Origin of the sequence: Vogesella indigofera (assembly GCF_003633895.1) — a bacterium.
GTDB lineage: Bacteria > Pseudomonadota > Gammaproteobacteria > Burkholderiales > Chromobacteriaceae > Vogesella > Vogesella indigofera.
The window spans coordinates 269,668-288,432 of sequence record NZ_RBID01000015.1 but is presented as its reverse complement, the minus strand read 5'-3'; the positions used below and the strand labels follow the sequence as shown (position 1 = coordinate 288,432).

Sequence of the window (18,765 nt, the reverse complement as noted above, 5' to 3'; positions counted from 1 at the left end):
ATGACGATGACGACCTTGCCCTCCCTTGCTGACGGCACGATCCGGCAGCCACAGCAGGTGTTGAGCATCCGCCTTGGCCCGCTGCCGGCTGACATGGACTGGCCATTGCTGGATGGCTGGCTGCACGCCTGGCTGGAGCAGCCGTTGGTCGAGCCAGCACTGCCGGATGCAGCGCATGATCCGGTCGAGGCGCAGCTGCAGCGCCTTGCCTGGCGCATAGCCGTCGCCACGCCGGCACTGTTGCGCGCCTGCGGCATACCGCTGCTGGCCGACGGCAAGGTGCTGGCCATCACGCCGCCGCAGGATGGGGCGGCGAGCTGGCAGTGCGACATCGCCTTTGCGCAACTGGATGGCGTACCGGCCGCGCTGCTACTGCAGGCCTGTGACTGCTGTGTCCGCTGGCTGCAGGCGGTGGCATGGCAGGCTGCAGGCGGTGATCCGGTGGCGGCGTTTTTTCAGTCGCTGGTGCAGGACACCCTGCCGCGGCTGCTGCCGCACGCCATCGCCGCGCCGTCGGGCATGGCACTGCTGCAGGCTGCGGCCAACGCCGGCATCCCGTGGCGGCACGAGGGCAACGGCGTGTTCCAGCTGGGCTGGGGCGTGCATCTGCGGCACGCCTTCACCAGCCGGCTGGATAGCGATTCCTCGATCGGCATCCGCGCGGCGGGCAACAAGCAGCTGGCCGCGCAGTGGTTGCGGCAGGCGGGGCTGCCCACGGCTGTGCAGCGGCTGGTGGGCAACGGCGAACAGGCCAGCGCCGCGGCGCAGGAGCTGGGCTGGCCGCTGGTGGTGAAACCGCTGGCGCGCGATCGTGGCGAAGGTGTCAGCACCGGGATCGGCAACCGCTCGCAGCTGCAGCTGGCGCTGGACAAGGCCGCGCATTTTGGCTGGCCGCTGCTGCTGGAGCAGCAGGCCCCCGGCGTCTGCCATCGCATTCTGGTGGTCGGCGGCCGGGTGATGTATGTGGTCAAGCGCCTGCCGGTGGCGGTGCAAGGCGATGGTGTGCGCAGCATCCAGGCGCTGATCGATGCGGCCAACTTGCAGCAGCTGGCCCTGCCGCCGTGGCGACGCGCGCCGCCGTTGCGGGCCGATGACGACACCCGTGCCTGCCTGCGCGAGGCGGGACTGCAGCTGGCGTCGGTGCCGGCGGCGGGGGCGTGGATCGCGTTGCGCGCGATCGAATCGTCGGCCGATGGCGGCCGCGACGAAGACATGCTGGCCGCCGCCCACCCGGACAATCTGGCGCTGGCGCTGCGTGCGGCGGCGCTGTTTGGCCTGGAGGTGGCCGGCATCGACATGATCACGCCTGACATCGGCCAGCCCTGGCATGCCAACGGCGCCATCATCAACGAGATCAATGCCGCGCCGGCGCTGGGTGCCAGCCAGAGTTCGCGCGACGCGATGCCGCGGCTGATGCAGCAGCTGTTCCCGACAGGGGGGCGTATCCCGGTCGAGCTGTTCGTCGGCGGCGCCATGGCCGAGGCGGCGGCACGGCAACGCCGCGACGAGCTGCAGCGTGCCGGTGTGGCGTGCTACTTCACCACCGCACAGCACAGCGAGGACGCCACCGGGCAGCGTCATCACCTGGCCTGCGACAGCCTGTACCAGCGCTGCCTGGCGCTCTTGAGCGACCGCAGCGTTGGCGCGCTGATGATCGCCGTCACGCCAGAGCAGTGGCGAGAAGAGGCGCTGCCGCTGGATCGGGTGGCGCGGGTATTGCAGTGTGCGGATGCCTGAGCCGTGAAGGTCACACGCCGGCTGGCTGGCATCACCTGCACGCGGCCGCGCGGCTGGCGGTTGCGGCCAACCTTGCCGCTCCGAGCTGCCGCCGCGCATCACTCACGCGAACGCGACCGTCTCACGCCCGCTGCACCAGGGTTGACAGCACGAAGCAGGTGTTGATGTTTTGCACGCCGGCGAGGGTGCTGATCTGGCTCCAGATCTCGTTGATGCGCTCGTGGGAGTCGGCCTCCAGCCGCACCATCAGGTCGATCTCGCCGCTGAGGATGGCGCAGTCCACCACTTCCGGGATTTTGGAGAGTACGCTGGTGACATCGGCGCCGCGCATGCGGTCCTTGCGGTATACCAGCATCACCGCGCGTACCGCGTGCGCGTTGCTGTTGCTGGCGCGGCGGATGGTGTAGCCGCTGATCACCTTTTGCCCTTCCAGGCGGTCGATGCGTTGCCGCACCGATTGCCGCGACAGGCCCAGCCGGGTGGCCAGCGTCGCCAGCGGAATGCGGGCGTCGGCCGTCAGCTCGTCGAGGATGTGCTGGTCGATGGCGTCGAGTTTCATGGTCGGTCAGCTCCGGAACGGGCGGCGGCGCCGCCCGCTAGGGGTCACAGTGTGGCAAGCGCCTGCAGTACGTCGCGCTTCAGGTCTTCGACATTCTCGATGCCGACCGAGTAGCGGACGAAGTTGAGCGGGATGTCGGCCGCCTGCATTTGCGCCGGGCTCATGGTGCCGGCCCACATCGCGGCGGTGTGGATGGCCAGCGAGTCGACGCCGCCGAGGTTGCCGGCGTTGTGCGGGATCTGCAGCGCGGCGACGAAGCGCTCGGCCTCGGCGTAGCCGCCGCGCACGCCAAACGCCACCACGCCGCCGTAGCCCTGCATCTGCGTGCGCGCCAGCTCGTGCTGCGGGTGGCTCTCCAGCCCCGGGTAGTACACGCGCTCGACCTGCGGCTGCTGCTCCAGGAAGCGGGCCAGCGCCAGTGCATTGGCGTTGATGCGCTCGACGCGCATCGGCAGCGTGCGCAGGCCGCGCAGCAGCAGCCAGGCGTCCATCGGCGACAGCACCGAACCCAGCGTGATGTGGGTGTGCCAGATTTCCTCGGCCAGCGTCTTGCTGGTGCAGATCACGCCGCCGCTCATGTCGTGGTGGCCGCCCAGGTATTTGGTGGCGCTGTGCACCACGATGTCCACGCCCAGCGCGTGCGGGCGCTGGTTGATCGGCGAGGAGAAGGTGTTGTCGGCCATGGTCAGGATGCCGTGTGCGCGGGCCACGCGGGTGATGGCGGCGAGGTCGGTCAGCATCAGCACCGGGTTGACCGGGCTTTCCAGCAGGATCAGCCGGGTGTTGGGGCGGATCGCCGCTTCGAAGGCGGCGGCGTCTTCCTGTTCTACCAGCGTCACCTCGATGCCGAAGCGCGGCAGCATGTCGTCCAGCAGCTTGCTGGTGCTCATGTAGTGCCGACGCTGGCCGATGACGTGGTCGCCGGCCTTGACCAGCGCCAGCACCGTGGTGGCGATGGCGCCCATGCCGGAGGCGGTGACCAGTGCCGTCTCGGTGCCCTCCAGTTGCGCCATCACGGTTTTCACCCGTTCGTGCACCGGGTTGCCGTAGCGGGTGTAGTTGCGCGGGTGCTGTGGTTCGCTGGACATCGCGATGAATTCGGCGCTGTCCTCGGCCTTGAACACCGCCGAGTAGTGGATGGCCGGCGCGACGCCCTTTTCGTCGGTGACGTCGGCATCGGCATGAATCACCATGGTTTCCAGTTGATAGTCCATATTGTTCTCGCTGGGTTGGTTGCGCGCGGACACGGTCAGTGCGGTTGGTGTAGGTTCAGGCGCGCCTCGCCGTACTTGATCAGCAGCGACAGCACGGCGGCGATGACGATATAGAGCAGGCCGGCCAGCAGCAGCGCGTCGGTGGTGTAGGCCTCGATCGACAGCCGTCGCGCCACGCCGGTGAGGTCGAGCACGGTGATGGTGCTGGCCAGCGCGGTGGATTTCAGCTGTAGCACGATCTCGTTGCCCAGCGTCGGCGCGACGATGCCGATGGCACGCGGCACCACGATGTACCAGGTGACCATCAGCCGGCTCATGCCGAAGGCGGTGGCCGCCTCCTTTTCGCCGGCCGGCACGCCGAGAATGCCGCCGCGGATGTCTTCCGCCATGTACGCCGCCAGGTTCAGTGTCAGCGCCAAGAGCGCACATGAGAAGGCGTCGTCGAGCAGCAGCCACAGCACGGAATCACGCACCCACTCGAACTGCGCCAGGCCGTAGTAGAGGATGAAGATCTGCACCAGCAGCGGCGTGCCGCGGAAGGCGGACATGAACAGTCGGCAGGGCAGCGCGATCCAGCGCCGCGGCGAGGTGCGGGCCACCGCCAGCGGCACCGCCAGCGCGAAGCCGAGGACACAGGAGAACAGCAGCAACTGCAGCGAGATCCACAGTCCGTCGAGCAGCGCCGGCCACGAGAGGCTCAGCAGCGAAGCAAGTTGATCCATGAGGGTTCCTTTCACGCCGGGCTGGCGTAACCGCGATTGGCGCGCTTTTCAAAGTAGGCAAACGCGGGGTTGGAGACGGCCAGCAGCAACAGGTAGACCACCGCCACCGCGGCGTAGAACACGAAGGGCTGCTTGGTGAATTGTGCGGCGATGCTGGCCTTGCGCAGCATGTCCTCCAGCCCGACGATCGAGACCAGCGAGGTGTCCTTCAGCAGGTTCTGCCACATGTTGTTGAGGCTGGGCAGGCAGATGCGCCACGCTTGCGGCAGCTGCACGCACCAGAAGATCTGCCCGCGCGACAGGCCGTAGGAGCGCGCCGCCTCCAGCTGACCCTTGGGCACCGCCAGGAAGGCGCCGCGGAATACCTCTGACGCGTAGGCGCCGAACACCAGCGCCAGCGCTACCACGCCACCGGCAAACGGGCTGAGGCTCAGCGTGCCGGCGAAGTGGGTGTTGATCAGATTGGACAGGCCGAAGTAGCAGATCAGCAGGATCAGGAATTCGGGAATGCCGCGCAGGATGTTGCTGACCAGATAGGCGGCCTGCCGCAGCCAGGGCAGTGCCGACATCTTGGCAGCGGCGCCGGCCAGCCCCAGCAGCAGGCCGAAGCAGAGCGAGGTGAACGCCAGTTCCAGGGTCAGGCCGGCGCCTTCCAGCAGCTGGGCGCTGTAGTCGAATAGTGCAGCCATGAAGAGTCTCCAGTGCGGGCCGCCGTGCTGGCGGCCCGGCGGGTGGGGTTATTGCGGCAGGATGCTGAACGGGAAGTAGCGCTTGTTGACGGCCTGGAAGTAGCCGTCCTTGTGCACACCGAGAATGGCCAGATCGAACTGCGCCTTGAGTTGGCTGTCGCCCTTGCGCACGGCGATGGCGGTGCCGGCGCCAAAGATGGCGTCATCGGAGATGGCCTGGCCGGCAAAGGCGAAGCCCGCCTGCTGCCCGCTCTTGGCCAGCCAGTCGTGGGCCACGGTGCTGTCGGCGAACACCGCCTGGATGCGGCCGGACTCCAGATCCAGCCAGGCGGCGTCCAGCGACTGGTAGACCTTGACGTTGATGCCGCTGCTGCTCGTCGGCAGGCGGTTGCGGAAATAGCTTTCATGGGTGGAGGCGGTCTGCACACCGACGGTCTTGCCGCGCAGCGTGGCCGGCTGGTGGCTGATGCCGCTGCCTTTCTTCGCCACCAGGTGGACCGGCGCGGTGGTGAAGATGCGGCTGAAGTCCACCGATTTTTCCCGTTCCGCGGTTCTCGACATCTGGGCCAGCACCGCATCGATCTGGCGCGCCTTCAGCGCCGGGATCAGCGCGTCGAAGTCCATGGTCACCCACTGACAGGTGACTTTCATCGCGGTGCACATCTTGTTGCCGATTTCGATCTCCATCCCCTGCAGCTTGCCGGAGGCGTCCTTGTATTCGAACGGGGCGTAGTCGGCGAGGGTGCCGATGCGGACCACCTGCTGCGCGTGGGCGGTGCTGATCAGGGTCAGGGCGGTGAGGGCGGAGAACACGAGCTTTTTCATGGCAATTTCCTTTGGGTGGGGGCGGCAATCACAGGATGCTGGACAGGAATTTCTGGAAACGGGGCGACTGCTGGCGGGTGAACACTTCATCGGGGCAGCCGTCTTCTTCGATCTTGCCCTGGTGCACGAACACCACGCGGCTGGCGACCTCGCGCGCGAAGCCCATCTCGTGGGTGACCACCAGCATGGTGCGGCCGTCCTCGGCCAGCGCGCGCATCACCTTCAGCACTTCACCCACCAGCTCCGGGTCCAGCGCCGAGGTCGGCTCGTCGAACAGCAGCACTTCCGGGTCGGTGGCCAGCGCGCGGGCAATGGCCACCCGCTGCTGCTGGCCGCCGGAGAGTTGGGCAGGGTAGGCGTGGCACTTGCCGGCCATGCCCACCTTTTCCAGCATCTCCAGCGCCTTGGCTTCGGCCTCCTGGCGGCCGAGGCCGAGCACCTTCTGCGGCACGAACATCACGTTCTGCAGCACCGTCATGTGTGCCCACAGGTTGAACTGCTGGAACACCATGGCCAGCTTGCGACGGATGCGGGTGATCTGCCGCGGGTCGGCCAGGGTCAGGCCGCCATCGCGCGTCGCCTTCATCTCCAGATGCTCGCCGTTGATGGTCAGGCGGCCGGCGTCCGGGGTTTCCAGCAGGTTGATACAGCGCAGCAGGGTGCTTTTGCCGGAGCCGCTGCTGCCCAGGATCGAGATCACGTCGTGCTTGTGCGCGGTGAGTGAAATGCCTTTCAGGATCTCGACGCTGCCGAACGACTTGTGCAGGTCCTCGATGGCCAGCACCGGCGCTGGCGGCGAAAAAGCGGGATGGGCTAGGGATGTCATGGGTGATCCTCTCTTTCTCGATTTGTGGACGTCTTTTTTTGTGTGCAGCTTCCGGCGGCGGCAGCGTCGCCGGCACGACGACTTTCAACAGGCGCTTAGTGCGCGCCCAGGCGCTTGCGTTTGAAACAGATCACCTTGGGCTGCGACATCTCGGCGATGGCGAAGCGCACCCCCTCGCGTCCCAGCGAGCCGTACTTGAAACCGCCGAACGGCATGCCGTCGAAGCGGAAGTCGGAGGAGTCGTTGATCATCACCCCGCCGGCCTGCAGCCGTTCCGCGACGCCCAGCGCCGTCTCCAGGTGGCTGGTGAAGATGCCGGCCTGCAGGCTGCTGTCGCTATCGTTGGCCGCAGCCAGCGCGCTATCCAGATCGTCGAACGGGGCGACGATCACCACCGGCGCGAACACCTCCTCACGCCAGACGCGGGCGGTGGTCGGCACGTCGGCAAGAATGGTCGGCGCGTACAGCGCACCCTGGCGCTGGTGGCCGCACAGCACGCTGGCGCCCTCTGCGATCGCCTCGTCCACCCAGCTTTCGATGCGGCAGGCCTGCGCCTCGCTGATCATCGGCCCCATGTCGGTGGCCTCGTCCAGCGGGTCACCGACCCGCATCGCGGCGGTCAGCTCGGTCAGGTAGCGGGTGAACAGCTCGTACACCGGGCGTGCGATAAGCAGGCGCTGGGTGCCGATGCAGTTCTGGCCGGCGGCCCAGAACGCGCCGGAGACACAGGATTCGGCGGCGTCGCGCAGGTCGCAGTCGGCCATCACGATCACCGGTGCGTTGCCGCCCAGGTCCATCGCCAGCTTCTTCAGCCCCGCCTCGCGGGTGATGGCCTCGCCGCTGACCGGGCCGCCGGTGAAGCTGACCATGCGGATCGCCTTGTCGCGCACCAGCGGCGCGGCCACCTCGCTGCCGCCGTGCACCAGCTGCAGCGCGTCGCGCGGCACGCCGGCCTGCCACAGGCACTCCGCCAGCCGCACCGCCGACAGCGGTGCCAGCAGCGACGGCTTGAGGATCACCGCATTGCCGGCGGCCAGCGCCGGCCCCAGCTTGTGGGCGACCAGGTTGAGCGGGTCGTTGAACGGGGTGATGGCGAGGATCACGCCCAGCGGTTCGTGGGTGAAATAGCCGCTGCGGTCTTCGGCACCGGCGTAGGCATCGAACGGGATGATCTCGCCGCCGTGGCGCTTGGCTTCCTCGGCCGACAGCCGCAGGGTGTTGACGCAGCGCGCCACTTCCTTGCGTGCCTGGCGCAGCGCCTTGCCGGACTCCTGCACGATGGTGCGGGCAAACTCGGCGGCCTGCTGTTCGACCATGGTTGCGGCGCGTTGCAGCAGCTCGGCGCGCTGGTGGCGCGGCAGTGCTGCGGCCAACGTTGCGCCGTGGCGGGCGCGGCTGACGATGGCCGGCAACGCCTCGACCGGGGTCAGCTCGACGCTGCCGACCACACTGCCGTCGAACGGCGACTGCACTTCGCAGTGCATGGCCTGGTGCTTGAGTGGCGCGTTCATGCTTGCACCTCCTGGCCGCGGGTCTGGCCGGCCAGCTCGATCAGGTCGGACAGCACGGCGAAGGCGGTTTCCACGCGGCCGGCGCCGGGGCCGCTGATGGTGACGCCGCCCAGCACGTCGGTGTCGAAGGTGATGGCATTGGTGACACCACCTATCGCCGCCAGCGGGTGGCCGGCCGGCAGTTCGCGTGGCTCGACGCTGGCGCTGACGCTGCCGTCCGGGTGACGGGTGGCGGCGCCGACCAGTCGCCAGCTGCGTCCGGCGGCCTGCGCGGCTTGGATATCGGCACTGGTGAGGCCGGTGATGCCGCGGCAGCTGACATCGGAGCGGGTCAGGCCGGCCTGCCACAGCGTGTTGGCGAGGATCACCACCTTCAGCTGCACGTCGCCACCGCCGAGGTCGGCGCTGGGGTCGGCTTCGGCATAGCCGAGTGCCTGCGCCTCGCGCACCGCGTCGTCGAAGTCGTGGCCCTGTGCCAGCCGTTCCAGTACGAAGTTGGAGGTGCCGTTGAGGATGCCGGCAAAGCCGTTGATCTCGCAGCCGCGCAGCGTGGTGCTGATCTGGCGCAGCACCGGCGTGCCGCTCATCACCGCGCCCTCGTACTTGATGGCGGCGCCGTTGGCCGCAGCCAGCTGGGCGAGCGACTGCTGTGCCAGCGCGATCGGGCCCTTGTTGGTGGTGATCACGTGCTTGCCGTGGCTCAGCGCGGCACGGCAGTGCGACAGCGCCGGCTCGCCGGTGTGCGGGTCGGTGAAGGTGGCCTCGACCACCACGTCGACGTAGTCGGCGGTGACCAGCTCCAGGGTGGCAGCCAGGTCGATGTGTTCGCTGATGCGGGTGGCGGGGTCGCGGCGCAGCGCGTCGGTGGCGAAGCCGCTGTCGGCGGTTGCCAGCAGCGCGTCGAGATCCAGCCCCTGCGGGTTGCTGACCACGCCCAGGCGCAGGTCGGCCAGCGCGGTGATGCGGATGTCGAGGCCGTTCAGCTTGCCTTGCTTGGCCTTGAGCAGGGCCACCAGGCCCTGGTTCACGCCGCCGAAACCAATCAGTGCCAATCGGAAAGTCATCGCTAGATCCCTTCGTGTTCGAGTGTGGAACTTCATGTTACGGCGGCAAAATGGCGCCAACAATCGACAAAATGACGCTAAAAACGGTTATTTTGTTGCAATTTGGCTGCTGTCGGCTGCGCTTTGCCCGTCGCCTTCCACCGGGATGAACAGCGAGGTTTTCAGGGTGTTGAGCACCACGTTGGTGGTGATGCGGCGGATCATCGGGTTGTTCTCCATCACCCGCGCCGTCAGGCGGTCGTAGGCCTCGACATCCTGCGCGGTGATGATGACGATCAGGTCGGCGGCGCCGGTCACGTAGTAGATCTGCTGGATGGCGTCGATCTGCTTCGCCCACTCGCGGAAGCGGTTGACGGTGTCGTAGTTGTCGCGCTCGATTTCCATGGCGGCGACAAAGCTCATCGGCCGCCCGACCAGCGCGCGGTCGAGCACGGCCACTTCGGCGGTGATGATCTTTTCCGCGCGCAGCCGCTTGAGGCGTTTCTGCACGGCGGAGGCGGACAGGCCGATGGCCTCGGCAATCACCTCCGCCTTGACCGAGCAGTCGCGCTGCATGATGGTGAGGATCTTTTGGTCGAACGAATCAAGCGTTGTGCTCATGGCGGGTACCGGAAAATTAGAGATAGAACGCGGTGGCCGTGTCGGCCCCCGCACAGCGGCGCACCTGGTCCAGCGCCTGGATCAGCGCGCGCTTGCGCTCGGCGTCGAAGCCATCTAGGCGCACCGTCGGCAGTTCGATACGGTCAACGCCCGCTGGCAGCGGATAGGCCCGTTCCGAGCCTTGCTGGCGCTTGGCGATCAGCGCGCTGCCCTGCAGCGCCAGCAGCGTCATCTGCAGCGAGCAGGGGGTTGGCAGCGCCAGCGCGCCGGCCAGCGGCAGCAGCAGGGTGATTTGCTGCAATAGCGGAATCTCGTACACCCCCGGCCACCAGGCGCGCGCGTGCGGCGGCCAGCAGCCGGTGGGCAGCACGGCGACCATTTCCACGCTGCGGTCAGCGCGCAGCAGGGCATGGGCCTGCACCCGGCCGTCGGCGTCGGCAGCGGCGTGACAGCACAGGCCCGCCGGGTGCGGCACAGGCGGCGTCAGCGGGATGCCGGCCGGGCGCAATTGCTGCAGCAGTGCCAGCGCGTGCTGCCGCTGCGCGGCAGACAGCGGGTGGCCGGCGACGCCGGGGGCCGGCAACAGCCGGCAGCGCCACTGCGGACCGGGCGGCATCACGACACTGCCGTCGTGCAGCAACGGCAATTCGCCGGCAGAAAATGGTTCACGCATACGACCCCCTCCCGTCTTGCTGCCGCCCCGGACCCGGGCTGTGGCAGCGACACCTTGACTGTCATTATGCAGAGAGTGATCGCGGCGAAAGCGCAATGTGATGCACTTTTGTTACGCAGACGCGCCAATTTTCAGGATTATGTTCCGTCTGGCTGCGTTGATGACGGCGGCAAACGGTGGCCGCGGCAAAACAAAACCCGCACCGGGACGGTGCGGGTTGCGGGGGGCCGACGCGGCGCTGGCGCGCCGGCGGTGTGGCTTACTTGAACGGGTAGATGTCGTTGCTGAAGTACTTGTCCTGGATCTTCTTGTAGGTGCCGTCCTTCAGGATTTTCTTCAGGGCCACGTTGATCTTGGCCAGCAGTTCCTTGTTGCCTTTCTGTACCGCAATGCCGCAGCCCTGGTAGTACTTCGGATCGTTGAACACCGGGCCGACAAAGGCGTAGCCCTTGCCCTTGCCGGTTTTCAGGAAGTCTTCCTCACCCACGGTGGACTCCAGGAACACCGCGTCCAGACGCTGGCTGGACAGGTCGAGGAAGGCGTCGGTGATCTTGCCGTAGACCTTGATCTGCGCGCCTTTCGGCTTCAGCTTGTCGTTGGCTTCCTGTTGCTGCACGGCGCTGCGCAGCACGCCGATGTTCTTGCCCTTGTACCAGGCGTCGTTGATCTGGGTACCTTCCTTGGCCAGCAGGCGGCCGGGCACGTTGAAGTACATGTCGCTGAAATCGACGATCTTGGCGCGTTCCGCGGTGATGCTCATCGAGGCGATGGCGACTTCAAACTTCTTGGCCTGCAGCGCCGGCACAATGCCGTCGAAGTCCATCGCCTTCAGTTCGCACTGCAGCTTAGCCTCGGTACAGATGGCGCGGGCGATGTCCGGATCGAAGCCGGTGATGCTGCCGTCGGCGGCCTGTTTCGAGAACGGCGGGTAGCTGACATCGGTGACGATGCGGATGGTTTGGGCTTGTGCCAGCAATGGCAGCGAGCAGATGGCGGTCAGCGCCAGCAGGTGTTTGTAGTTCATGTTGTCTCCGTTTTCCTTTGTCGTTGCGGTGTGTGTCGCACTCCGCGGCTGTTTCTATCTTAATCGCGGACGCGTGCCAACCGTGCGTCAATTGTGTATACATTTGTGCGGCTTTTTTGCCAGTGCGACATGAAAAATCCGGCGGCGACGCATTTCTGGCGCTTGACTGCCATCAATGCCGCGCTGGCGCGAGTGGCTACAATGGCCGCTGACCCGTCGCCATCCGGCGCGACACCGGGCCGGGACGGCCTCCCGGCACCACGCCCGCACTCCGCCATGGCCAAGAAATTCCCGCTGCACCCCAAGCACCCGGAGCGCATCTGCTGGGGCTGCGACAAGTACTGCCCGGCCAGCTCCCTGCAGTGTGGCAACGGTTCCGGCCGCACCCAGCACCCGGCCGAGATGCTCGGCGACGACTGGTATCTGTGGGGCGACTGGGGCATCACCCCGGACGATGATGTGGCGCAGCCGGCGCCCACCACACCGCCTGTCGCCAGCGGCAGCTGAGCGCCGTCGCGGGCAAAGGTTGGCCGCACACCAGTGCCGGCCCGCGGTCATCGCGACCGCGGCCAGGCGCCGTCGCACCGCCCGCCACTTGCGTACAGGTGACATCGCTGTACAGAAGCGGCACCGTCGCCGCTAGTCCTTTCCAGTAAGAAAAAATTTTATCTCCTTGATAAGGCTGGACAATTTTTCGTGTCTGGCCGATTGCTGCGCCGCACCAGGCACGCCGCCGGCCGTTGTGGGGCGCGGGGATTGCTGAAATGATGCGTACGCAACAGGCTGGGTGCGTCCGTTCGCGCCGCCGGCGCCGCTAAATGCCGTCGCCGCATCGGGTGTCGCGGTGGCCGTGCTCCCGCCGTGCGCGTTGCCTGTCATCCCTATTCATCCGCTGCCATCGGCAGCGTCAGCCGCCAAGGAGTGAAGCATGTTCCTGCCCGTCATTGCCGCCCGGCAACAGCCCGTCCCGCCGTTCGCGGGGGCCGGCCGATGACGGCGCCGCTGCAGCTGGCGGTGCTGCTGCTGCCGCCGTGTTCGCCGTTCGGCATCGGCTGCTTCGCCGAGCCCTTCCTGCAGGCCAACCGCCTGGCCGGCAAGACGCTGTACCAGTTGCGCTTCTATAGCTGGAACGGCCAGCCGCTGCCGATGGCCGGCGGCATGCGCTACCCGGTGAGCGGCGCGCTGCGCGATGCCGAGGCCTGCGACCAGCTGTTCGTGCTCAGCGAGGGCGTGCTGCCGTTCAGCGATGCCGCGCTGTGCTGCCATGCGCTGGCGCTGCTGGCGTCCCGCGTGTCGCTGCTGGGCGGGGTGCACTGCGGTGCCTGGTGGCTGGCCAGTGCCGGGCTGCTCGACGGCTACCACGCGACCATTCACTGGCCGGAACAGCCGGCCTTTGCCGAGCGCTTTCGCAGTGTGGTGGCGTCGCAGCATGTGTACGAGCTGGATCGCGGCCGCTTTACCTGTGCCGGCGGCCTGGCGCAGATCGACGGCACGCTGGCGCTGATCGGGCGCCAGCACGGCGTCGAGCTGGTGGAGTCCATCGCCGCGGTGCTGTGTGCCGAGCGCGTGCGCGGCAGCGACGAACGCCAGCGCGTGCCGCTGCTGGCGCGGGTCGGCGAGAAGCATCCCAAGCTGACCGAGGCGGTGATGCTGATGGAAGCCAATATCGAGGAGCCGCTGACCACCGACGAGCTGGCGCGGCTCACCAACCAGTCGCGGCGCCAGCTGGCGCGCCTGTTCAAGCAATACCTCGACGATTCGCCGTCGCGCTACTACCTGCAGCTGCGGCTGGAGCGCGCGCGGCAGCTGCTGCGCAACACCGGCAAGTCGGTGGTGCAGATCGGCTTGCTGTGCGGCTTTTCTTCCGGGCCGCACTTTTCCACCGTGTACCGCACCCATTTCGGCATCTCGCCGCGCGAGGAGCGCTTCCCCGGCGACAGCGACCTCGCCGACGAGGGCTGAGGCCGCCGTCTGCGGCCAACGTTGGCCGCAGATGCGCCGGCTGGCCCGAACAGTTCATAGTTCGTCGCCCGGATAAGCGTAGCGCGTCCGGGAATATCGGAGCCCCTCCCGGACGCGCCTGTGGCTGATCCGGACGCCTTGCTGACACGCGATGCGGCCAACCTTGCCCACTGCTGGCCCAAACAGAAAGCTGCGTGTCTTGATTCTGGACGGAAAGTTTGACGCACCTGCCTAGAATGGCTCCATCTCAACGCCAGATGAAGGATTCCCAGATGTCCGCTCCTGTTACCCGCCAAACCTTTGATGAAGTGATGGTTCCCAACTACGCCCCGGCCGCGTTCGTTCCGGTCAAGGGTGAGGGCTCCCGCCTGTGGGACCAGCAGGGCAAGGAATACATCGATTTCGCCAGCGGCATCGCCGTAACCAGCCTGGGCCATCTGCATCCGGAACTGACCAAGGTCTTGCACGAGCAGGTCGACCGCCTGTGGCACCTGTCCAATACCTTCACCAACGAGCCGGCGCTGAAACTGGCGCGCCGCCTGACCGAGACTACCTTTGCCGAGAAGGTGTTCTTCTGCAACTCCGGCGCCGAAGCCAACGAAGCCGCGCTGAAGCTGGCGCGCCGTTACGCCTTCGACCATTTCGGCGGCAGCAAGACCGGCATCGTGTCCTGCAAGCAGGCCTTCCACGGCCGCACCCTGTTCACCGTATCGGTCGGCGGTCAGCCGAAGTACACCGAAGGCTTCGCCCCGCTGCCGGGTGACCTGAACCACATCGAATTCAACAACCTGGAAGCCGCCGAGGCCGCCATCAACGCCGGTACCTGCGCGGTGATCGTGGAGCCGGTACAGGGCGAGGGCGGCGTGCTGCCGGCCACCAAGGCCTACCTGCAGAAGCTGCGCGAACTGTGCGACAAGCACAACGCGCTGCTGATTTTCGACGAAGTACAGATCGGTGTCGGCCGCTCCGGCGCGCTGTACGCCTACCAGGCCTACGGCGTGACCCCGGACATCCTGACCAGCGCCAAGGCACTGGGCAACGGCTTCCCGGTCGCCGCGATGCTGACCAGCAACAAGGTTGCCGCCTCCTTCGTGGTCGGCACCCACGGTTCCACCTACGGTGGCAACCCGCTGGCCTGCTGCGTGGCCGACAAGGTGCTGGAACTGATCGACACCCCGGAAGTGCTGGACGGCGTCAGCAAGCGTCACCAGCTGCTGAAGGACGGCCTGGCCGCCATCAACGCCAAGCACGGCGTGTTCAAGGAAGTGCGCGGCATGGGCCTGTTGATCGGCGCCGAGCTGCAGGGCGCGTTCCACAACAAGGCCAAGGACATCGTCAACGCCGCCGCCAAGCACGGCCTGATGGTACTGGTGGCCGGCACCAATGTGCTGCGCATCGTGCCGTCGCTGGTGATTCCGGAAGCCGACCTGCAGGAAGGCCTGGCGCGTCTGGATGCCACCATCGCCGAACTGGTGACCAAGGCGGAAACCGCCAAACAGGCGCAACCGGCCTAATGCCATACACGGCGGCGACCAAGTATCGCCGCCGTTTTTCCCTACAGAGGAAGAAGTCATGCTCCTAGTCCGTCCGAGCAAGCTGTCCGACCTGCCGCAGATTGAACGCATGGCGCGTTCCGACGGCCCGGTACTGCACTCCCTGCCGCCCGACCGCGATCGCCTGCAGCAGCGGGTGGATGATTCCGTGCATTCGCTGCGCGCCGAGGTCGATTGCCCCGGCGAGGAAAGCTATCTGTTCGTGCTGGAAGACACCGCCACCGGCCAGCTGCACGGCACCGCCGGCATCATGGCGGTCGCCGGTTTTTCCGAGCCGTTCTACGCCTTTCGCAACGAAGTGCTGGTGCACGCCTCGCGCGAACTGAAGGTGAACCACCGCGTGCACGCGCTGGTGACCTCGCACGAGCTGACCGGCCGCACCCGCCTGACCGGCTTCTACTTCGACGAAGCCGCGCTCGGTCGCGGCATGGCCGCGCCGCAGCTGCTGTCGCGCGCACGCATGATGTTCATCGCCCAGCACCGCGAACGCTTCAACAACGAGATTTTCTCGGTATTGCCGGGCGTCACCGACGACAACGGCCGCTCGCCGTTCTGGGACGCCGTCGGCTTCAAGTTCTTCCGTCGCGACTTTGCCGAGATGGAGCTGGCCTCCGGTGGCCGCAGCCGCACCTTCATCGCCGAGATGATGCAGGTCGATCCGCTGTACGTGCCGCTGATCGCCGAAGAAGCACAGCGGGTGATGGGCGAGCCGCACAGCGGCGCGCGCACCAACTACCGCTGCCACCTGGCCGAAGGCCTGGAGCCGGATCATTTCGTCGACCTGTTCGACGCCGGCCCGGTGCTGACCGCACAGCTGGACGTGTGCCGCTCGGTGCGTTACAGCCGCCTGCACACCGCCCGCCGCGGCGTGGTCAGCGGTGCCACCGTGCCGTATCTGGTCAGCAACACGCTGACCGCCGAATTCCGTTGCCTGCTGGTGGATCTGCCGCCGCTGCAGGGCGACGAAGTCATGCTGCCGACCGCGGTAGCCGACGCGCTTGAGATCGTGGATGGCGACGCCGTGCGTTGCGTTCCGTTGCAGACCGAAGGGGGCCGCTGATGATCGTATTGAGAATGTGCCGGCCGGACGACGTCGACGCGCTGGTGATGCTGGGCCACAAGGCCGGCCCCGGCCTGACCACGCTGAAGCCGGACCCGGTCGCGCAGGGCGCGCGCCTTGAGCGCGTGCAGCGCACCATCGCCGGCGAACTGCCGCTGGCGGAGCAGGGCTACCTGTTCGTGCTGGAAGACACGGCCAGCGGCAAGGTGGTCGGGGTGTGCGGCATCGAGGTCGCCGTCGGTCTCGACCAGGCGTTCTGGACCTACCGCATGGACACCTTCGTGCACGCCAGCCGCGAGCTGGGGCTGTGGACGCGCATGGACAAGCTGCACATGTCGCACGGCCTGACCGGCTATTCCGAGCTGTGCACGCTGTTCCTCGACCCGGATTTCCGCGTCAACGGCAACGGCTCGCTGCTGTCCAAGGCGCGCTTCATGTTCATCGGCCAGTTCCGCGAACGCTTTGCCGAGCGCATCTGCGCCGAAATGCGCGGCTACTTCGACGAAAACGGCGAATCGCCATTCTGGAAGGCGCTGGGCGCACACTTCTACCGCATCGACTTTCACGAGGCCGACCGCCTGGTGGCGCTGGGCAAGAAGTCCTTCCTCGCCGAGCTGATGCCGCGCTACCCGGTGTACATCGACTTCCTGCCGCAGGACGCCCGCGACTGCATCGGCAAGGTGCACAAGGAAACCGAACCGGCGCGCCGCATGCTGGAAGTGGAAGGCCTGCGCCTGGAACAGCACGTGGACATCTTCGAGGGCGGCCCGGTGCTGGAAGCGCGCATCGACGACCTGCGCGTGATGCGCGACAGCCAGCTGTGCCAGGTGGAAATCGTGGCCGAAACCGCCGCCGACGCGCCGCGCCAGCTGGTGGCCAACGGCGAGCTGGCCGACTTCCGCGTGATCCTGGCTGCGGCCAACGTCAGCGATGGCGTGGTGCATCTCGGTGCCGAACAGGCGCGCGCGCTGCAGGTGAAAGCCGGCGACCGTGTGCGCGTGATGCCGCAGAACCCGGCCAAGTAAACCGACTACACATTGCCGGCAGCCGCTGCGCTGCCGGTTGACCAACACAACCGGGCGCCTCGAAAAGCTAGCGTTTTCGAGGCGTCCAGACAGGAATACAGCAATGAGCCAACTCTTCATCGACGGCGCCTGGACCAGCGGTCGCGGCGCATCCTTCGTCTCGCTCAACCCGGCCAACGGCCAGCCGGTATGGGAAGGCCACGCCGCCTCTGCCGCCGACATCGGCGCCGCTTTCGCCGCCGCGCGCCGCGCGTTTGACGACTGGCGCTGCCGCTCGCTGGACGAGCGCATCGCGCTGGTACGCCGCTTTGCCGAAGTGCTGGGCGAGCACAAGGAAGAGATGGCCCGCGCCATCGGCGTGGAAACCGGCAAGCCGCTGTGGGAGTCGCGCCAGGAAGTGGCGGCCATGGTGGGCAAGATCGACATCTCCATCCGCGCCTACAACGAGCGCACCGGTGAAAAGCGCGGCGAGCTGGCCGGCGACGCCACCGTGCTGCGCCACCGTCCGCACGGCGTGCTGGCGGTGTACGGCCCGTACAACTTCCCCGGCCACCTGCCGAACGGCCACATCGTGCCGGCGCTGATCGCCGGCAACACCATCCTGTTCAAGCCGTCGGAACTGACCCCGCTGGTGGCCGAGCTCACCGTCAAGCTGTGGGAAAAGGCCGGCGCGCCGGCTGGCGTGATCAACCTGCTGCAGGGCGAGCGCGATACCGGCATCGCGCTGGCGCAGCATCCGATGCTGGACGGCCTGCTGTTCACCGGCAGCTCCGCCACCGGCGTGGCGCTGCACAAGCAGTTCGCCGGCCGCCCGGGCTTCATGCTGGCGCTAGAAATGGGTGGCAACAACCCGATGGTGGTGGCGGAAGTCGACAACCTGGACGGCGCGGTACACCACGCCATCCAGTCGTCCTTCCTGTCGGCCGGCCAGCGCTGCACCTGCGCACGCCGCCTGCTGGTGCCGCACGGCGAGTTCGGCGACCGTTTCATCGCCCGCTTTGCCGAAGTGGCCGCCAAGCTCACCATCGGTGACTACGATGCCGAACAGCAGCCGTTCATGGGCGCCATGGTGTCGCTGAAGGCGGCGCAGGGCATGCTGGCGGCACAGGACAAGCTGCTGGCCATGGGCGCCAAATCCATCCTGGCCATGCGCCAGCTGCAGGACGGCAAGGCCTTCGTGACCCCGGCCATTCTGGATGTGACCGCCATCGCCGGCCAGCTGCCGGACGAGGAATACTTCGGCCCGCTGAGCCAGATCATCCGCTACCACGACTTCGACGAAGCGCTGCAGATCGCCAATCGTACCCAGTACGGCCTGTCCGCCGCGCTGCTGGCCGACGACGCGGCGCTGTGGCAGCGCTTCAACCAGGATATCCGCGCCGGCGTGGTGAACTGGAACAAGCCGACCAATGGCGCGTCGTCCGCGGCACCGTTCGGTGGCACCGGCCTGTCCGGCAACCACCGTCCGGGCGCGTTCTACGCCGCCGACTACTGCGCCTACCCGATGGCGTCGGTGGAGGCGGGCGAGCTGACGCTGCCGGCGCAGCTGTCGCCGGGCATGACTTTCTGAGGGTGTTGTTTCTGCTCATTGACAGCCCGCCACGTGCGGGCTTTTTTCATGCTGCGGCCAACGTTGTGCGGCCGACAAGGTTGGCCGCACGTGCCCAGAACCTGTTCAAGGTCTCGCGCGCTCACGCGAGACAAGGCGAAAACGGCTGAGG

General features: G+C 67.0%; 18 protein-coding genes. 7 read left to right on the top strand and 11 right to left on the bottom strand.

Annotation, left to right across the window (positions count from 1 at the left end; genetic code table 11):
• Positions 1-1,737, top strand: coding sequence for a hypothetical protein (locus tag C8E02_RS11315; RefSeq protein ID WP_147424490.1), 1,737 nt, complete (start codon positions 1-3; stop codon positions 1,735-1,737).
• A gap of 121 nt (positions 1,738-1,858) precedes the next feature.
• Here the strand turns inward: C8E02_RS11315 and C8E02_RS11310 are convergent, their stop codons facing one another.
• The 11 genes from C8E02_RS11310 to C8E02_RS11260 form a co-directional block, all read right to left on the bottom strand.
• A complete protein-coding gene (locus C8E02_RS11310) occupies positions 1,859-2,296 on the bottom strand; it encodes an Lrp/AsnC family transcriptional regulator (RefSeq protein WP_120810849.1) in 438 nt (145 codons plus the stop codon).
• A gap of 44 nt (positions 2,297-2,340) precedes the next feature.
• Positions 2,341-3,510, bottom strand: a complete 1,170-nt coding sequence (locus tag C8E02_RS11305; RefSeq protein WP_120810942.1) for a trans-sulfuration enzyme family protein — start codon at positions 3,508-3,510, stop codon at positions 2,341-2,343.
• Positions 3,511-3,545: 35 nt separating this feature from the next.
• Entirely contained in the window at positions 3,546-4,232 is a 687-nt protein-coding gene (locus C8E02_RS11300) for an ABC transporter permease (protein ID WP_120810848.1), read from the bottom strand.
• Between the two features lie 11 nt (positions 4,233-4,243).
• Entirely contained in the window at positions 4,244-4,921 is a 678-nt protein-coding gene (locus tag C8E02_RS11295; protein WP_120810847.1) for an ABC transporter permease, read from the bottom strand.
• A gap of 48 nt (positions 4,922-4,969) precedes the next feature.
• Positions 4,970-5,746 carry an ABC transporter substrate-binding protein gene (locus tag C8E02_RS11290; protein ID WP_120810846.1) on the bottom strand — a complete coding sequence of 259 codons (777 nt, stop codon included), beginning with the start codon at positions 5,744-5,746 and terminating at the stop codon, positions 4,970-4,972.
• A gap of 28 nt (positions 5,747-5,774) precedes the next feature.
• Positions 5,775-6,572, bottom strand: coding sequence for an ABC transporter ATP-binding protein (locus tag C8E02_RS11285; RefSeq protein ID WP_047965702.1), 798 nt, complete (start codon positions 6,570-6,572; stop codon positions 5,775-5,777).
• A gap of 95 nt (positions 6,573-6,667) precedes the next feature.
• Entirely contained in the window at positions 6,668-8,083 is a 1,416-nt protein-coding gene (locus tag C8E02_RS11280) for an aldehyde dehydrogenase family protein (protein ID WP_120810845.1), read from the bottom strand.
• Positions 8,080-9,147 carry a homoserine dehydrogenase gene (locus C8E02_RS11275; RefSeq protein WP_120810844.1) on the bottom strand — a complete coding sequence of 356 codons (1,068 nt, stop codon included), beginning with the start codon at positions 9,145-9,147 and terminating at the stop codon, positions 8,080-8,082. Before C8E02_RS11275 ends, C8E02_RS11280 begins: the two co-directional genes overlap by 4 nt.
• A gap of 87 nt (positions 9,148-9,234) precedes the next feature.
• Complete coding sequence (locus C8E02_RS11270) at positions 9,235-9,747, bottom strand: Lrp/AsnC family transcriptional regulator (protein ID WP_047965699.1); 513 nt, start codon at positions 9,745-9,747, stop codon at positions 9,235-9,237.
• Between the two features lie 16 nt (positions 9,748-9,763).
• Positions 9,764-10,420, bottom strand: coding sequence for a hypothetical protein (locus C8E02_RS11265; protein WP_147424489.1), 657 nt, complete (start codon positions 10,418-10,420; stop codon positions 9,764-9,766).
• Between the two features lie 259 nt (positions 10,421-10,679).
• Positions 10,680-11,444 carry a transporter substrate-binding domain-containing protein gene (locus tag C8E02_RS11260; protein WP_047965698.1) on the bottom strand — a complete coding sequence of 255 codons (765 nt, stop codon included), beginning with the start codon at positions 11,442-11,444 and terminating at the stop codon, positions 10,680-10,682.
• Between the two features lie 276 nt (positions 11,445-11,720).
• Here C8E02_RS11260 and C8E02_RS11255 point away from each other — a divergent pair, with 276 nt between their 5' ends.
• From C8E02_RS11255 to astD, 6 genes are all read left to right on the top strand, one after another.
• Positions 11,721-11,951 carry a DUF3079 domain-containing protein gene (locus tag C8E02_RS11255; RefSeq protein ID WP_120810941.1) on the top strand — a complete coding sequence of 77 codons (231 nt, stop codon included), beginning with the start codon at positions 11,721-11,723 and terminating at the stop codon, positions 11,949-11,951.
• 483 nt (positions 11,952-12,434) lie between these two features.
• Entirely contained in the window at positions 12,435-13,406 is a 972-nt protein-coding gene (locus C8E02_RS11250; RefSeq protein ID WP_047965697.1) for a GlxA family transcriptional regulator, read from the top strand.
• 272 nt (positions 13,407-13,678) lie between these two features.
• Complete coding sequence (locus tag C8E02_RS11245) at positions 13,679-14,920, top strand: aspartate aminotransferase family protein (RefSeq protein WP_120810940.1); 1,242 nt, start codon at positions 13,679-13,681, stop codon at positions 14,918-14,920.
• A gap of 58 nt (positions 14,921-14,978) precedes the next feature.
• On the top strand, positions 14,979-16,019 hold the full coding sequence (locus C8E02_RS11240; RefSeq protein WP_120810842.1) for an arginine N-succinyltransferase: 1,041 nt from the start codon (positions 14,979-14,981) through the stop codon (positions 16,017-16,019).
• Positions 16,019-17,044 carry an arginine N-succinyltransferase gene (gene astA, locus C8E02_RS11235; RefSeq protein WP_120810841.1) on the top strand — a complete coding sequence of 342 codons (1,026 nt, stop codon included), beginning with the start codon at positions 16,019-16,021 and terminating at the stop codon, positions 17,042-17,044. The genes C8E02_RS11240 and astA overlap by 1 nt, the downstream gene beginning before the upstream one ends.
• A gap of 103 nt (positions 17,045-17,147) precedes the next feature.
• A complete protein-coding gene (gene astD, locus C8E02_RS11230; RefSeq protein ID WP_120810840.1) occupies positions 17,148-18,614 on the top strand; it encodes a succinylglutamate-semialdehyde dehydrogenase in 1,467 nt (488 codons plus the stop codon).
• The last annotated feature ends 151 nt before the right edge of the window (positions 18,615-18,765 follow it).

Coding starts and splice junctions, on each gene's coding strand:
- C8E02_RS11315 (WP_147424490.1), top strand. CDS start 1: ATGACGATGACGACCTTGCCCTCCCTTGCTGACGGCACGATCCGGCAG.
- C8E02_RS11310 (WP_120810849.1), bottom strand. CDS start 2,296: ATGAAACTCGACGCCATCGACCAGCACATCCTCGACGAGCTGACGGCC.
- C8E02_RS11305 (WP_120810942.1), bottom strand. CDS start 3,510: ATGGACTATCAACTGGAAACCATGGTGATTCATGCCGATGCCGACGTC.
- C8E02_RS11300 (WP_120810848.1), bottom strand. CDS start 4,232: ATGGATCAACTTGCTTCGCTGCTGAGCCTCTCGTGGCCGGCGCTGCTC.
- C8E02_RS11295 (WP_120810847.1), bottom strand. CDS start 4,921: ATGGCTGCACTATTCGACTACAGCGCCCAGCTGCTGGAAGGCGCCGGC.
- C8E02_RS11290 (WP_120810846.1), bottom strand. CDS start 5,746: ATGAAAAAGCTCGTGTTCTCCGCCCTCACCGCCCTGACCCTGATCAGC.
- C8E02_RS11285 (WP_047965702.1), bottom strand. CDS start 6,572: ATGACATCCCTAGCCCATCCCGCTTTTTCGCCGCCAGCGCCGGTGCTG.
- C8E02_RS11280 (WP_120810845.1), bottom strand. CDS start 8,083: ATGAACGCGCCACTCAAGCACCAGGCCATGCACTGCGAAGTGCAGTCG.
- C8E02_RS11275 (WP_120810844.1), bottom strand. CDS start 9,147: ATGACTTTCCGATTGGCACTGATTGGTTTCGGCGGCGTGAACCAGGGC.
- C8E02_RS11270 (WP_047965699.1), bottom strand. CDS start 9,747: ATGAGCACAACGCTTGATTCGTTCGACCAAAAGATCCTCACCATCATG.
- C8E02_RS11265 (WP_147424489.1), bottom strand. CDS start 10,420: ATGCGTGAACCATTTTCTGCCGGCGAATTGCCGTTGCTGCACGACGGC.
- C8E02_RS11260 (WP_047965698.1), bottom strand. CDS start 11,444: ATGAACTACAAACACCTGCTGGCGCTGACCGCCATCTGCTCGCTGCCA.
- C8E02_RS11255 (WP_120810941.1), top strand. CDS start 11,721: ATGGCCAAGAAATTCCCGCTGCACCCCAAGCACCCGGAGCGCATCTGC.
- C8E02_RS11250 (WP_047965697.1), top strand. CDS start 12,435: ATGACGGCGCCGCTGCAGCTGGCGGTGCTGCTGCTGCCGCCGTGTTCG.
- C8E02_RS11245 (WP_120810940.1), top strand. CDS start 13,679: ATGTCCGCTCCTGTTACCCGCCAAACCTTTGATGAAGTGATGGTTCCC.
- C8E02_RS11240 (WP_120810842.1), top strand. CDS start 14,979: ATGCTCCTAGTCCGTCCGAGCAAGCTGTCCGACCTGCCGCAGATTGAA.
- astA (WP_120810841.1), top strand. CDS start 16,019: ATGATCGTATTGAGAATGTGCCGGCCGGACGACGTCGACGCGCTGGTG.
- astD (WP_120810840.1), top strand. CDS start 17,148: ATGAGCCAACTCTTCATCGACGGCGCCTGGACCAGCGGTCGCGGCGCA.